The organism is Kribbella sp. NPDC043289, from assembly GCF_056436705.1.
Map to the genome: position 1 here is coordinate 1180607 of NZ_JBWKCB010000002.1, position 13179 is coordinate 1193785.

At 68.5% G+C, this 13179-nt stretch carries 15 protein-coding genes; 11 read left to right on the forward strand and 4 right to left on the reverse strand.

The features are described from left to right. Positions 1–382: 382 nt before the first annotated feature. Positions 383–577, forward strand: coding sequence for a hypothetical protein (locus tag AC0662_RS17445; protein ID WP_478301678.1), 195 nt, complete (start codon positions 383–385; stop codon positions 575–577). Next, entirely contained in the window at positions 574–792 is a 219-nt protein-coding gene (locus tag AC0662_RS17450; protein ID WP_452195203.1) for a hypothetical protein, read from the forward strand. The genes AC0662_RS17445 and AC0662_RS17450 overlap by 4 nt, the downstream gene beginning before the upstream one ends. A gap of 249 nt (positions 793–1041) precedes the next feature. On the opposite strand, the gene AC0662_RS17455 is transcribed toward AC0662_RS17450, so the two are convergent. After that, positions 1042–1275, reverse strand: coding sequence for a DUF397 domain-containing protein (locus tag AC0662_RS17455; RefSeq protein WP_478301680.1), 234 nt, complete (start codon positions 1273–1275; stop codon positions 1042–1044). Positions 1276–1582: 307 nt separating this feature from the next. Here AC0662_RS17455 and AC0662_RS17460 point away from each other — a divergent pair, with 307 nt between their 5' ends. From AC0662_RS17460 to AC0662_RS17470, 3 genes are all read left to right on the forward strand, one after another. Next, positions 1583–2389 (forward strand): SigB/SigF/SigG family RNA polymerase sigma factor, encoded by an 807-nt coding sequence (locus AC0662_RS17460; RefSeq protein WP_452195207.1) that lies wholly within the window; start codon positions 1583–1585, stop codon positions 2387–2389. A 183-nt stretch (positions 2390–2572) separates the two neighbouring features. Further along, a complete protein-coding gene (locus AC0662_RS17465; protein WP_452195608.1) occupies positions 2573–3328 on the forward strand; it encodes a hypothetical protein in 756 nt (251 codons plus the stop codon). Positions 3329–3399: 71 nt separating this feature from the next. Continuing rightward, the gene (locus tag AC0662_RS17470) at positions 3400–4503 is read left to right on the forward strand and encodes an NAD(P)/FAD-dependent oxidoreductase (RefSeq protein WP_452195209.1); all 1104 of its coding nucleotides are present in this window, start codon (positions 3400–3402) and stop codon (positions 4501–4503) included. Here the strand turns inward: AC0662_RS17470 and AC0662_RS17475 are convergent. Then, the gene (locus AC0662_RS17475; RefSeq protein WP_478301683.1) at positions 4447–5313 is read right to left on the reverse strand and encodes a GbsR/MarR family transcriptional regulator; all 867 of its coding nucleotides are present in this window, start codon (positions 5311–5313) and stop codon (positions 4447–4449) included. The genes AC0662_RS17470 and AC0662_RS17475 overlap by 57 nt on opposite strands. A 154-nt stretch (positions 5314–5467) precedes the next feature. Here AC0662_RS17475 and AC0662_RS17480 point away from each other — a divergent pair, with 154 nt between their 5' ends. From AC0662_RS17480 to AC0662_RS17500, 5 genes are all read left to right on the forward strand, one after another. After that, positions 5468–6331, forward strand: coding sequence for an ABC transporter ATP-binding protein (locus AC0662_RS17480; protein WP_478301686.1), 864 nt, complete (start codon positions 5468–5470; stop codon positions 6329–6331). After that, a complete protein-coding gene (locus AC0662_RS17485) occupies positions 6328–7158 on the forward strand; it encodes an ABC transporter permease (protein ID WP_478301688.1) in 831 nt (276 codons plus the stop codon). Before AC0662_RS17480 ends, AC0662_RS17485 begins: the two co-directional genes overlap by 4 nt. 7 nt (positions 7159–7165) lie before the next feature. Continuing rightward, positions 7166–8227, forward strand: coding sequence for a zinc-dependent alcohol dehydrogenase family protein (locus AC0662_RS17490; protein WP_478301690.1), 1062 nt, complete (start codon positions 7166–7168; stop codon positions 8225–8227). Between the two features lie 180 nt (positions 8228–8407). Next, positions 8408–8671: a hypothetical protein gene (locus AC0662_RS17495; protein ID WP_452195218.1), complete on the forward strand. Its 264-nt coding sequence runs from the start codon at positions 8408–8410 to the stop codon at positions 8669–8671. Between the two features lie 59 nt (positions 8672–8730). Further along, on the forward strand, positions 8731–9549 hold the full coding sequence (locus tag AC0662_RS17500) for a MerR family transcriptional regulator (RefSeq protein WP_452195220.1): 819 nt from the start codon (positions 8731–8733) through the stop codon (positions 9547–9549). Here the strand turns inward: AC0662_RS17500 and AC0662_RS17505 are convergent. Further along, on the reverse strand, positions 9533–11056 hold the full coding sequence (locus tag AC0662_RS17505) for an alpha-N-arabinofuranosidase (protein ID WP_452195221.1): 1524 nt from the start codon (positions 11054–11056) through the stop codon (positions 9533–9535). The genes AC0662_RS17500 and AC0662_RS17505 overlap by 17 nt on opposite strands. Before the next feature lie 31 nt (positions 11057–11087). Between AC0662_RS17505 and AC0662_RS17510 the strand changes: the two genes are divergently transcribed. Further along, positions 11088–12113, forward strand: a complete 1026-nt coding sequence (locus tag AC0662_RS17510; protein ID WP_478301693.1) for a LacI family DNA-binding transcriptional regulator — start codon at positions 11088–11090, stop codon at positions 12111–12113. Positions 12114–12188: 75 nt separating this feature from the next. On the opposite strand, the gene AC0662_RS17515 is transcribed toward AC0662_RS17510, so the two are convergent. Further along, a complete protein-coding gene (locus AC0662_RS17515; protein WP_478301695.1) occupies positions 12189–13166 on the reverse strand; it encodes an aldo/keto reductase in 978 nt (325 codons plus the stop codon). Positions 13167–13179 lie beyond the last annotated feature (13 nt).

The window sequence follows — 13179 nt, forward strand, 5'->3', positions numbered from 1 at the left end:
CGGCAGGGAGCTGAACTGCCGAAGTTCTTACAAAGGAGCGTCGATTCCGTACCAGCGATCACGGAGCGTAAGAGTAGCCGATGCCGTGTCAGGCTGCTTTGTCAGTACAAAGTAGCCGGTCAACATGCCGTCGAACACCGTTCGTCCAGGTTCGGACACCCCCGATCCAGGCTCAAACGGCGCCGAAGTGGTCTCGAATTGGAAAACGTGCGGATGCACGTGCATCGGGCGCTTGCATTCGCCGCGTGCCGACGCCATGATTGATTCATGCACAGAAGGTGAGCTGGATCTCGCGAAAAGTGACATCGCGTGAACCGGCAGGCCGGTCCTACAGACCGCCGGCGGCCCCCCGTCGGCATGACTGGTTGGGGAACCCGAGTCGATGAACGACAACGACAGTGGAGTTGTGGAGCAGACCGCCACGATGTCCGGCGGCCGCGCTCCCGAGGAGCTGACGGAGCGGGAGATCCAGGATCTGGTCGCGCGTTGCCCCGAGCAACAGCGCTGGGCCTTCGAGGGCTGGTTGCGCGGTGTCCGTCATCTCGACGGTGACCCGATCGTGAGTCTGGCCCCATGACCACCGACAAAGCAGTAGGAGGACGGAAGATGGTGCGGATCTGGCTGGGTGACCACCTGATCGCCGAGTACGTCGCCGAGCCGGACCGCGCGTCGCGGTACCAGCGGGTGATGACCCCGAAGTTCACCGGATTGCGAATCACCGTTGACAATGCGGCCACCGGGAAGGCGTCCGAGCTGCCGAGCGAACAGCTCTGGCCACTCACCGTCCAGTAGCCCTGTCAGCATCTCCTGACCTGCCCCTCAGGCACGCCGGGACCGACTCTCGCCGGAGAGTTGGTCCCGGCGTTTCCATGTCTCCGCCCGGCCGCCGCTGACCTTCCGGCCGGCGTCCCGGCGTACCCGCCGTCAGGCCCGTCCCAGGGCATACAGAAGGGCCCCTTCGTCACTCGCCTGGCGAAGGGGCCCTTGCTCTGTGTTGCGTCTCTATTACTCAGTACTGCTCTTGTACCGCGGTTGTGGTGCTCAGGCGAGGGAGTCGAACTCGCCGTCGTGAACGCCGCCGAGGAACGCCTCGATCTCGGCCTTCGTGAACACCAGGGCCGGGCCGTCGGTGAAGCGCGAGTTGCGCACCGCCACACCACCGTCCGACAGCTTCGCGACCTCGACACAGTTTCCGTTGGGGCCGCTTCGCTGGCTCTTCTTCCAGATCAGCGCACTGTTCGAGTCGCCGGGCATGCCGTTGTAGATCGCAGTCATCAGCTGCACCTTCCATACGTCCTTGGCATATGCACGTGCATTTGGCCTTGCATTTGCATCGTACACGGTTTGGGGGCGCGTGTCCGCACCCTTACTTCCTGTGATGGTGTCGCGCACGAACGACCGCTCAAACGGCCGCTTGACGGGCGCGTCCGGTCGCGAGCGGTGACGGTTTGGACCGATCTTCCGAACTCACGCATGAGATCCGGACTCGTGGGTACGACTTCTCTTGGAGGCATGACCGTGGTTCAGCTAAGTGCCACGCCGTGACAACAGTCGCGAGGTCATACCAATGGTTACGAGCACGATGGAACGGGCTTCGGCCCACAGCGGCGCCCCGACAGACCGGGCCGCCCGCGAAGCAGCCACCCGGGAGCTGATGGAACGCCGGGCTGCCAGCACCGCCGAAGGCGAGCGGCAGGAACTTCTAGAGCAGGTCGTCGAACTCAACCTGGAGATGGCCCAGGGCATCGCGCGCCGCTTCCGCGGACGTGGAGCCGAGGCCGATGATCTGGAACAGGTCGCGTACCTGGGGCTGGTGAAGGCAGCCCACCACTACAAACTGGAGGCGGAGACCCCGTTCATCGGGTTCGCCATTCCGACCATCCGGGGCGAGGTCAAGCGGTACTTCCGGGACTGCGCCTGGACGGTGCGGATCCCGCGCCGGCTGCAGGAGATGCAAGGCACGATCGCGAGCAAGCTGCCGGTGCTGGAGCAGGAGCTGAACCGCGAGCCGACGCCGGCCGAACTGGCCGCGCACCTCGAGGTCGAGGTGACCGAGATCGAGCAGGCGCTGGCAGCCAAGGGCTGTTTCAACGTGCTGTCGCTGGACCGCCCGGCCGAGGCGGATGCCGAGCTCACCCTGGCAGATGTCGTTGCCGATGACGACGACGCCACGATCGACCAGCTGGAGACCGTCGAGATGCTGGAACCGGTCCTCGCCGGTCTCGGTGCACGCGATCGCCGGATCCTGCAGCTGCGTTTCGTCGAGGGCTGGACCCAGTCGGAGATCGGCAAGGACATCGGCGTCAGCCAGATGCAGGTCTCCCGGGTCCTTCGCCGGATCCTCGACGACCTGCGGGAGAAACTGACTCCGATGCAGGCGGCCGCCTAGGCCGTACGCCGGTCCGTCGCCAGATCGGTCTGGCGACGGACCGGCGTACCACCGCTTCGACTCGAACCCCGCTTCGACTCCATTACTGCCGGCACGGACTCCGCGACTCGCTGACCGGTGAATCTCACTCAGGGTGCTGGTGTCCATGCACAATGGGGAAGAAGAGGGGATGAGTCGTTGCTTGTGGCGCTGCGGATGTTCCGGACCGTGCCCGCGGACACGGTCGCGATCCTGCGCGCGTACCCACCGATGGTGGTGTGCTTCGCCGCGGCGCTGACCGGGACCGCGTTGGTCTTCGACGTCTTCTACCTCGTGGCCAGCCCCGGGCTGACACTGGCGCTTGTTTATACAGTGCCGGTGCTGGCGGGTCTGATCGCCGGACTGGTCGCGGCTGCCGACGATGTCGGGCTGCAGCGCGGCGTGCTGATCCGCACGGTCGGCCTGGCCATTGCTCTCGGCATCACCAACTCGATCGTGGTGGCGATGATCGCCGCGATGGTCCGCACCACCCCGTCGAACTGGTCGTCGGGTGGCCAGTCGGTGCTGTTCGCCGGGTGCACGGTGTTCGCGGTCGCCCTCGCGATCGTTGCGTGCAGCAAACTGATCGATGCGCTCGGCATCGAGATGCGCACCAAGCTGCCGCACCGTCGGCAGCACGCTCGCCCGCCGATCGCCGCTCCGGCGGTCGCCGCGCCGCGGCCGCGGGTCAGCAAGGAGTCGGCTGCCCGCGCGGCCGCCCCGCCGCCACCTCCTCCTCCGGTCGTCGTCCCGGACGACGAGGAGACCATCCCGGTCTTCGTCCCGCCGCCCCCGAAGGTGGTTGATCCCGACGAGGCGCGGCCGGTGACCGCGTCGGGCTCTGTCGGTTCTCATACGCCGCGCGGGCGCCGGACGAGTGCCCGCCGTACCAACAAGCCTGGACGTCGTCCCGGTACCTGACGATCCGGGTTCCTCGCCTCCGCGGGCGGCTGCGAGACTGAGCTGGACCACGGGAGGCGGATGTGTGGGATGTGGTGATTGCCGGGGCCGGACCAGCGGGGGCTGCGACGGCGCTGGGGGTGTTGGCGGCGGATCCGAGTCTTTCGGTTCTGCTGCTCGACCGGCACGAGTTCCCGCGGGACAAGGCCTGCGGTGACGGGATCGCGCCGCACGTGCTGGACCTGCTCGCCGGTGTCGGCGTAAGCGGAATCCTCGACGACTGGACCCCGGTACGCCGCTTCGTGCTCAACCGCGGTCAGGCCGGCGTCGACCGGGAGATGGCGCGACCGACCTGGGTAGTGCCGCGCACCGTGTTCGACCAGCGACTCGTCGATGCCGCTCAGGCGGCCGGTGCGCAGTTCGTCCGTCGCCGCGTCCGCGGGATCGAGTTGCAGAGTGGCTCGGTCACGGTCGACGGTGACCTGCACGGCCGCTTCCTGGTCGGCGCGGACGGCGCCCACTCCGTCGTACGGCGGGAGCTCGGGATCAAACCCGGTCCGGTCGCGCTCGCGATCCGTGGGTACGCCCAGACCCCGGCGGCGCGCGCGGCGAGCCAGGTGATCGCGTACGGTCCCGGCCGGCAACCGTCGTACGCGTGGTCCTTCGACCGCGGCGACGGCTGGTCCAACGTCGGGTACGGCGAACTGCTGACCAGCACCCGGCCACGCCCGACTCGCGCCGACCTGCTCGCCAACCTCGAAGCGCTGCTCCCGGGCTCGACCGAAGGCGGCGAGTCCTGGTGGGGCCACCACCTCCCGCTCGCCGGCTGGGGTTGGCGCCCCGCGCGCGGCTCCGTGTTGCTCGCCGGTGACGCGGCCGGACTGATCAACCCGATGACCGGCGAGGGCATCTATTACGCGGTCGCCACGGGTCTGCTCGCGGGCCGGTCGATCGCGGACGCCCTCCGAGCAGGCAGTTCCGACGCGGGTACGCCGTACCGTCGCCGGACCTCGCGGCTGCTCGCCAGGCACCTGCGTCACACCGCGCTGGTCGCGCAGCTGAGTCGCTCCGACCGGATCCTCGACGCGGGGATCCGCGCGGCCGCCGCCGATCAACGCATCTTCGACGACCTCGTCGAGCTAGGCCTCGCCGACGGCGCCCTGACTCGCCGCCTGCTCCGCAAGCTCCTGCCCTGAGCTCTTGATCGCGCCCGAGCTCTTGATCGCGTAGGCAAGCGCATCCTCGACCCGCTCGAGCGGCCAGCTCAACGCGGCGGCGACCTCGTCCGCGGCGAGCTGCCGCTCGGCCTGCCAGACAACAGCGAGGACCGAAAGGCAGTCCTGGAAGCCGGCGCCACCTGACATGTCCTCGCTGAGTCGCTGGAAGAACTCCGCCATCTGGGTCAGCCGCTCGCCCGCCGGAGTGTCCCGCCCGACCAGTTCGACGCCCTCGGCGGCGGTCTCGGCCCAGTTGTGGTTCGTCCGCGCGCTCACCTCCCACGCCTTCAGCCAGACGTCCTCGGCGATCACATAATGCTGCAGGCGGCGCACCGGATCGGGCTCGCGGTACACCATCCCGACCCGTTCGAGATAACCGATCGCCTTCGAGATCGACGCGGGGCTGACCCGGAGGTCCCGGACGAGGTCGGCCGCGGTGAGGGTGCGTGAGTCGGACGTATAGAGCAGTGCGAGTACGCGGGACGCCATCCTGGGGAGCCCACCGTCGACCATCATCGTCGCGAACCGCTCGACGTACTCCTGCCGTGGATCGGTCGTACGCCGGCCCGTTCGTGGCGAGACCGGTCTGCGGCGCCGGGCGCGGGAGGCGGTCGCGTAGTGGGCGTGGTCGGCCCGATAGCCGCCCGCGCCGCCGTTGCGGGCGATCTCCCGGCTGACCGTGGAGGTCGGGCGTTGCAGCTGCCGTGCGATCTCGGCGTACCCGAGTCCGTCGGCCAGGCCGGCCGCGATGTCGAGCCGGTCCTGGTGACTCAGTCTGCCTCCGGGCATCGGTCGCCTCCGCGCGTTTACCGTCATAGTCATTGCAACGAATTGCATTCTGTCGCAGTCTCATTGCACAGATTGTCATGTTTTACAGGGTTTCGCGATGCGTCAGCGCGACGGCGTGATTGCTGGTTGAGTGAACGCAACATAGCTTCGACGCATGGTTCTGACAGTGGACGGTCTGCGGATGCGGTACGGCGAGACCGAGGTCCTGCACGATGTCTCGTTCGCCGCGCGACCGGGTGAGGTGCTTGCGCTGCTCGGTCCGAACGGTGCCGGGAAGAGCACCACGATCGAGATCCTCGAAGGCTTCCGGTTGCGGTCGGCGGGCCGGGTGGAGGTGCTCGGGGTCGATCCGGCCGCGGGCGACGAGCGTTGGCGGTCCCGGATCGGGATCGTGCTGCAGTCCTGGCGCGACCACGGCAATTGGCGGGTGCGGGAACTCTTGCATCATCTCGGCAGCTACTACGCGCCGTACTCGACATCGGCCGCGCCGCGTCCCTGGCCGACCGGCGAGCTGCTCGAGGCCGTCGGTCTGACCGCGGCCGGCGGGCAGAAGGTGAAGACCCTCTCCGGTGGGCAGCGCCGCCGGCTCGACGTCGCGATCGGGATCGTTGGTCGCCCCGACGTTCTGTTCCTGGACGAGCCGACCGCCGGATTCGACCCCGAGGCGCGGTCCGAGTTCCACGAGCTGGTCCGCCGGCTCGCGGCCGAGCACGGTACGACGATCCTGCTCACCACCCACGACCTGGACGAGGCGAGCAAACTCGCGCACCGCATCCTCGTCCTCACCGCGGGCCGGATCATCGCCGCGGGAACGACGGCCGAGCTCACCGCGCTGATCGCGGGCGAGGACGAGGTCCGCTGGTCCGTCGACGGTCAGCCGTACCGCAAGTCGACCACCGAGTCGACCACGTTCGTCCGCGACCTCTTCGCGACGTACGGCGACGCGCTCGGCGATCTCGAGGTACGCCGAGCCTCGCTCGAAGACACCTATCTCAGCCTGGTCCGGGAGCAACGATGACGATCCGAGTGGGCTGGCAGCGTGGACTGATCGAACTGCGCCAGTCGTTCACCAACGGTCCTGAACTGTTCAGCCACTTCCTCTGGCCGGTGCTGATGCTGGTCGCATTGTTCTTCCTCCGGCACCACGACTTCGGCTCCACCGGTCTGCTCCTCGGTGCCCTCGCGCTGCCGAGCATCCTGGGGATGAACGCCGCGATGGGCATGGTCAGCATGAGCCAGCAACTCACCGCCGACCGCGAGGACGGCACGTTGCTGCGCGCCAAGGCCATCCCGAACGGCATGACCGGGTACGTCGTCGGCAAGGTCGTCTCGGTCGCCGGCGGGCTGCTCGTCGATCTCACGATCCTGCTGATCCCCGGCCTGTTCCTGGTCGACGGGATCGCGCTCGGCTCCGCGCACTGGTTCACCCTGATCTGGGTACTGGTGCTCGGACTGATCGCGACGCTGCCGATCGGCGCGATCCTCGGCTCGGTCTTCACTACGGCCCGCTCACAGGGCCTCATCCAGTTGCCGATGCTCGGCCTGATCGCGATCTCCGGCATCTTCTATCCGCTGACCGCCCTGCCCGGATGGGTCGCCTGGATCGGTCAGCTCACCCCGGTCTACTGGATGGGCCTCGGCATGCGGTCCGCGCTGCTGCCGCCCGAAGCGGTCGTCGTGGAGGTCGGCGAGTCCTGGCGGCATCTTGAGACGGCCGCGGTCCTCGGACTCTGGGCCGTTGCGGGACTGTTGCTCGCTCCCGTCGTACTGCGGCGGATGGCGCGTCGGGAGTCGGGGTCGAAGGTCGCCGAGCGTCGCTCGCGCGCGCTGCGCCGCGTCGCATGATGGAGACATGGCTGACCAGATGCAGGCGTGGGCAGTGGAGCGTCCAGGACCCATCGACAGCGGTCCACTCCGGCAGGTACGTCGTCCCGTTCCGGAACCCGCTCCGGGCGAGGTGCTCGTGCAGGTCGAGGCCTGCGGGATCTGCCGCACCGATCTGCACCTGGCCGAGGGTGACCTGCCACCGAAGCAGCCCGGCGTCGTCCCCGGTCATCAAGCCGTCGGGTCGGTGGTCGACCGCGGTCCGTCGGCCGACCGGTTCGCTGTCGGAGATCGCGTCGGCATCGCGTGGCTGCGGGGGACGTGTGGCGTGTGCGAGTTCTGCCGCAAAGGATCCGAGAACCTCTGCCCGCGGTCGACGTACACCGGCTGGGACGCCGACGGCGGCTTCGCGGAGTACGCCGTGGTGCCGCAGGACTACGCCTACGCGTTGCCGACGGACCGTGCCGCGGTCGAGCTCGCGCCGTTCCTGTGTGCCGGGATCATCGGCTACCGCTCGCTGCTCCGCGCGAACCTGCCGCCGGGTGGTCGGCTCGGTATCTACGGGTTCGGTTCCAGTGCGCATCTCACGGCGCAGATCGCGACCGCCCAGGGCGCCGAGCTGTTCGTGATGACCCGCGGCGCGGGGAACCGGGAGTTGGCCCGCGAGTTGGGTGCTGCGTTCGTGGGGAAGACGGCCGATTCGCCGCCGGTGCCGCTGGACTCGGCGATCGTCTTCGCGCCGGCCGGTGACGTGGTCCCGTATGCGCTCGCATCCCTCAAGCCCGGTGGAACTGTGGCGGTCGCGGGAATCTACCTGTCCGACGTACCGGTGCTGAACTACGAGCGGCACCTGTTCCATGAGCGGGACCTGCGCAGCGTCACCTCCAACACCCGTCGCGACGGCGAGGAACTGTTCCGCCTGGTCGCTCGGCTGCCGGTCGCCGCGCACACCACGGTGGTCCCGTTCGAGGCCGTGGACCGCGCGCTCGCCGACGTCGCGCACGGCAGGGCGAGCGGTTCACTGGTTGCCACGTTCGAGCACGTTCGATCCCTGGCAATAACTGAACCGGCCAGGCCCGGAGTGCGTTAGAACTGGGTGAAGATTCCACTGTCGGGCCGTGCGGAACTTCAGAGCGGCCTGCTAGCTGCGTTAGATTTGATCAAATCTTACCGAGCTACCAGGGAGTGTGACCGTGCGTATGCAGGATCGGGTCAGTCGACTACGGTCGGTCCTGGCTGACGTGCGTGCGACGGCGCGAGAGGACGGCCGGTGCTGAACAAGGTCCTCGGCGCCGTGGGCTTGGTCCTGCTGATCGTCGGGGTGGTGCTCGCCGTGCGCCCGGTGCACGCGGGTGGCGACTCCTGCGGCTCGGTCTTCCAGCCCGAGAAGGGCATCACGCCGATGCAGTGCGACGCCCGGCTGAGCAGCCGCGGCAACCTGGTCACCGGCTTCGGCGCGGGCGGTGTCGCGCTGATCGTCACCGCCGTCGCGATCGCCGCGATCCGCGACCGCCGTACCCACGTCGCCTCCTGACCCGCCGTAGGCTCGGACCGGATTGACCTTGACACGGTGTCAAGCCGGAAGGTGGCTGCATGTTCACCATCGGAGACTTCGCCGCGTTCGGTCAGGTGTCGGCGCGGATGCTGCGGCACTACGACGCGCTCGGGCTGCTCCGGCCGGCCGTCGTCGACGAGCTGACCGGGTACAGGTTCTACTCGGCCGACCAGTTCAGCCGCCTGAACCGCATCGTCGCGCTCAAGGACCTCGGCTTCAGCCTGCAACAGGTCGGTGAGATCGTCGACGCCAAGCTGTCCGCGGAGGAACTGCGCGGCATGCTGCGGCTCCGGCAGGCCCAGCTCGAGGACGACCTGGCCCGTAGTACGGCCCGGCTGACGAGCGTCGAGGCGAGGCTCCGGCTCATCGAGAGGGAAGGTCACATGCCCACCGACGACGTCGTCCTGAAAAACATCGCCGCCACAAGAGTCGCGGAGCTGTCCGCGATCTCGCCGAGTTACGACGGCGAGGACATCGGTCCCGTACTGCAGCCCTTGTTCGGTCAACTCTTCGAGCGCCTCGGCGCCGCCGGGGTCACCCCCAGCGGCTCACCGGTTGCGTACTACGAGGACGCCGCGAACGACACGATCCGCGTCCACGCCGCCGTACCCGTCGATGCCGGGGAGGCGACCGATCTGGAGTTCCTGGAACTTCCCGCGCTCACCCAGGCCGCGACCATCGTCCACAAGGGCGACATGATGGAAGCCGACCGCAGTATGCAGACGCTGGCCCGCTGGATCGAGGACAACGGCTATCGCAGCCAGGGCTACGCGCGGGAGGTGACACTCCAGTTCGACATGGACAACCCGGCGAACTGGGTGCACGAGTTCCAGATCCCGGTCAGTAAGCGGAACTGACCGTCGCGAACGAGTGCGGCGGCAAAGTCACCCGGAAACCGCGGGGCTCCGGTTCCACTCCGAGGGGGACCGGAGCCACCGCGGCCGGATCGGCGACCGTGTTGAACGCCTGCGGTTTCGATGCCGTCAGCAACCGTCCGGCCGGGTCCCGGACCTCGCCGCCGCGCAGGTCCAGGACGACGTCCAGCGCCGCCACCGGATCGAGGTTGCTGACCGACACCAGTACCCGCCCGTCCTTCACCGACGCGGACGCCGACACCAGCTCGGTCGGCTTCCCGTCCAGCTCGTACGGCGCCGGTCCCTCGACCACGTGCGTCGGTACGGCGACCGCGTCGTGATGCCCCTTGTTCATCTCGAACACGTGGTACGTCGGGGTTTTCACCAGCCCGCCGTCATCGTCGGTGAGCAGCATCGCCTGCAGAACGTTCACCGTCTGCGCGATGTTCGCCATCACCAGCCGGTCCGCGTGCCGGTGGAAGATGTCGAAGTGCAGGCTAGCGACCAGCGCGTCCCGCATCGCGTTCTGCTGGAACAGGAACCCCGGGTTCGTCCCCGGCTCGACGTCCCACCAGGTGCCCCACTCGTCCAGCACCAGACCGATCTTCCGGTCCGGGTCGTAGGCGTCCATCAGCGACGAGTGCGCGCGGATCACCCGGTCGACGCCCTGCGCCTTGCCGATCGTCCGGTAGTAGGACTCGAGGTCGAACTCGGTCGCGCTGCCCTTGGTCTCCCACGTCCCGGCGACCGTGTAGTAGTGGAACGAGATCGCCTGGAAGATGTTCTTCGGACCGCGTTCGCAGCCCAGGCAGCTGACCGCCTTCAGCAGCGCCTCGGTCCAGTTGAGGTCGTCGTCGGCCGCGCCGGCAGCGATCCGGTACAACTTGTTGTCGCCGTGATCCCGCAGGTACGTCGCGTACTGCCGCGCCTGGTCGGCGTACGCGTCGGCGCGCATGTTCCCGCCGCAGCCCCAGGTCTCGTTGCCGATGCCCCAGAACGGGACCCGCCACGGCTCGTCGCGCCCGTTCGCCTTCCGCTGCCGCACCATCGGGCTGTCGCCGTCGCGGGTCAGGTACTCGACCCATTCGCTCATCTCGCGGACGGTCCCGCTGCCGACGTTGCCGTTCACGTACGGCTCGGCGCCGAGCAGCTCGCACAGCGCCATGAATTCGTGGGTGCCGAAGTGGTTGTTCTCTTCGACGTTGCCCCAGTGCGTGTTCACCATCGACGGCCGGTCCGCCTTCGGCCCGATGCCGTCCTTCCAGTGGTACTCGTCCGCGAAGCATCCACCCGGCCAGCGCAGGTTCGGGATGTCGAGCGCCCGCAGCGCCTCGACCACGTCGCGCCGGATCCCGCCCTCGTTCGGGACGGGGGAGTCCTCACCGACGTAGAAGCCGCCGTAGATGCACCGCCCGAGATGCTCGGCGAAGTGCCCGTACAGGTGCCGGCTGATCGTCGGACCGGGTACGTCGAGGTCGATCACGACCCGGGATGTCGTCGGTTCAGGCATGGGGCCCTCCTGTGTCCTTACAGTGGTCGGCATGAAGAAAACCTCGAGCGTGGTGACGATGGCCGACGTCGCCCGGTTCGCCGGGGTGTCGACGATGACGGTGTCGAACGTGATCAATGGCCGCCCGCGGGTCGGTCCCGACACGCGTGAGCGGGTGCTCGCGGCGATCGCGGAGCTCGGCTACCAGGTCAATCTGGCCGCCCGTCACCTGCGCGCAGGCCGGACGGGCGTGGTCGGCCTCGCCGTACCGGAGCTGGAGCGGCCGTACTTCGCCCAACTCGCCGGGCGGCTCGCCGATCGGTTCGAGGCGCACGATCTGCGGATCGTGATGGAGCGCACCGGCGCCAGCCGCGAGGGCGAACTGGACGCCGTCGCGTTCTCCCGCCTGCGGATGTACGACGGCCTGATCCTGAGCGTGGTCGACATCGACCCGGCCGAGCTCGGCCAGCTCCGCACCGACGCCCCGGTGGTAATGATCGGCGAGCGCGCGCTGCCGTCGCGGTTCGACCACGTGATGATGGACAACGTCGACGGTGCCCGGCAGGCGACCGCGCACCTGCTCGCCGCCGGCGCCCGCCGGATCGCGATGATCGGTGGCGACCCGGTCGGCTCCGCGACGATGCCCGCGCTCCGCGCCGAGGGATATCTGCTGGCGCACCGCGAGGCCGGCGTACCGGTCGACCCCGACCTGAACATCCGCTGCCCGTTCCGCCCGCAGGACGGGTACGACGCGATTCGGGCGCTGCGCGAGCGCGGGATCGGCTTCGACGCGGTCTTCGGACTCACCGACGTGGTGGCGATGGGTGCCCTGCGCGCACTGGCCGACGGCGGGCTGCGGGTGCCGGACGACATCCAGGTGGCCGGTTTCGACGACATCGACGAGGCGGCGTACCTGGTGCCGGCGCTGTCCACGGTCAATCCGGGGCACGACGCGATGGCCGACGCGATCACGTCGCTGCTGATCGCGCAGATCAACGGCAGCCCGCGCGAGGAGCCGCAGGAACTCGTCGTCCCGGCCCAGCTGGTCACCCGGGGTACGACGAAACCACTGGCGTGAGTCCGTCGGCTGCCCCGGCATAGACACAGGTATATCGATAAAGCAGCGCACCGAGCAAGAGCTCGGCGGCCCGGATCACTCGCTCAGGAGCTTCGCGATCTCGGTCATCTGGTCGTCCCGCAGCGGGCCGTGGGCCATTGCGCCGGCGTTCTGCTCGGCCTGCGCCACGGTCCGGAACCCGGGGATCGGCACGGTCCGCGGGCTCCGCGCCCAGAGCCAGGCCAGCGCGCCCTGCGCGAGAGTGCGTCCGTCGCCCTCCAGGACGTCGCGGATCGCGGCTACCTTGTCCCACCACTCCGGTGCGGGGACGCCGCCCTCGGCGAAGTACCGCAGCCAGGACGGCGGGAGCGTGCGGATGTCGGCGCCCGTGGCCGGCCGGCTCGCGTCGCGGCGGCCGAGGATGCCCATCCCGAGTGGCGTCCGGTTGATGCTTGCCAGGTCCTCCCGCTCGCAGAGCGCGAAGAAGTCCGGGGCGTCGTGCAGGACGCTCGCCTCGTGCTGGACCGCCGCGCAGTGCTCGCCCTGCGCGAAGAGTTCCGCGCTGTGCACGGTGTCGGTGCTCCACGCGTAGGCGCGGATCAGTCCTTCGCGGACCAGTTCCTCGCACGCCTCGCGCAGCGGCAGTGCGATCTCGTCGGTCGTGTCGAAGTGCAGTTGGTAGAGATCCAGGTAATCGGTGCCGAGCCGGTCGAGTGACGCCCGTACCGCCTTGTGTACGTACTCCGGTGTCGTGTCCTGGTGGTGCATGATCCGCGTGGACTCGTCGAACGTGTTGCCCCACTTGGTGGCGATCACCACCTGGTCGCGGATCCCGCTGATCGCCTGGCCGAGTACGCGTTCGCTGTGCCCGGCGCCGTACACGTCCGCAGTGTCGAAGAACGTCACGCCGAGCTCCACCGCTCGGCGGATCGCCCGCACCGATTCCTCGTCGTCGACCACACCCCAACCGAGCGGTTCACCGGCGGGGTTGCTGAACGGTCCACCGATCGCCCAGCACCCGAATCCGACCGGGCTGACCTCGATCCCTGCACGACCTAACCTGCGCATATCCATGTCGTCGAGCCAA

What these genes read in the sequence shown, in the direction of transcription:
- AC0662_RS17505 (WP_452195221.1), bottom strand. Translation starts at nt 11,056, where the DNA reads ATGCCTGAACCGACGACATCCCGGGTCGTGATCGACCTCGACGTACCC.
- AC0662_RS17445 (WP_478301678.1), top strand. Translation starts at nt 383, where the DNA reads ATGAACGACAACGACAGTGGAGTTGTGGAGCAGACCGCCACGATGTCC.
- AC0662_RS17485 (WP_478301688.1), top strand. Translation starts at nt 6,328, where the DNA reads ATGACGATCCGAGTGGGCTGGCAGCGTGGACTGATCGAACTGCGCCAG.
- AC0662_RS17460 (WP_452195207.1), top strand. Translation starts at nt 1,583, where the DNA reads ATGGAACGGGCTTCGGCCCACAGCGGCGCCCCGACAGACCGGGCCGCC.
- AC0662_RS17475 (WP_478301683.1), bottom strand. Translation starts at nt 5,313, where the DNA reads ATGCCCGGAGGCAGACTGAGTCACCAGGACCGGCTCGACATCGCGGCC.
- AC0662_RS17500 (WP_452195220.1), top strand. Translation starts at nt 8,731, where the DNA reads ATGTTCACCATCGGAGACTTCGCCGCGTTCGGTCAGGTGTCGGCGCGG.
- AC0662_RS17510 (WP_478301693.1), top strand. Translation starts at nt 11,088, where the DNA reads ATGAAGAAAACCTCGAGCGTGGTGACGATGGCCGACGTCGCCCGGTTC.
- AC0662_RS17450 (WP_452195203.1), top strand. Translation starts at nt 574, where the DNA reads ATGACCACCGACAAAGCAGTAGGAGGACGGAAGATGGTGCGGATCTGG.
- AC0662_RS17515 (WP_478301695.1), bottom strand. Translation starts at nt 13,166, where the DNA reads ATGGATATGCGCAGGTTAGGTCGTGCAGGGATCGAGGTCAGCCCGGTC.
- AC0662_RS17490 (WP_478301690.1), top strand. Translation starts at nt 7,166, where the DNA reads ATGGCTGACCAGATGCAGGCGTGGGCAGTGGAGCGTCCAGGACCCATC.
- AC0662_RS17480 (WP_478301686.1), top strand. Translation starts at nt 5,468, where the DNA reads ATGGTTCTGACAGTGGACGGTCTGCGGATGCGGTACGGCGAGACCGAG.
- AC0662_RS17455 (WP_478301680.1), bottom strand. Translation starts at nt 1,275, where the DNA reads ATGACTGCGATCTACAACGGCATGCCCGGCGACTCGAACAGTGCGCTG.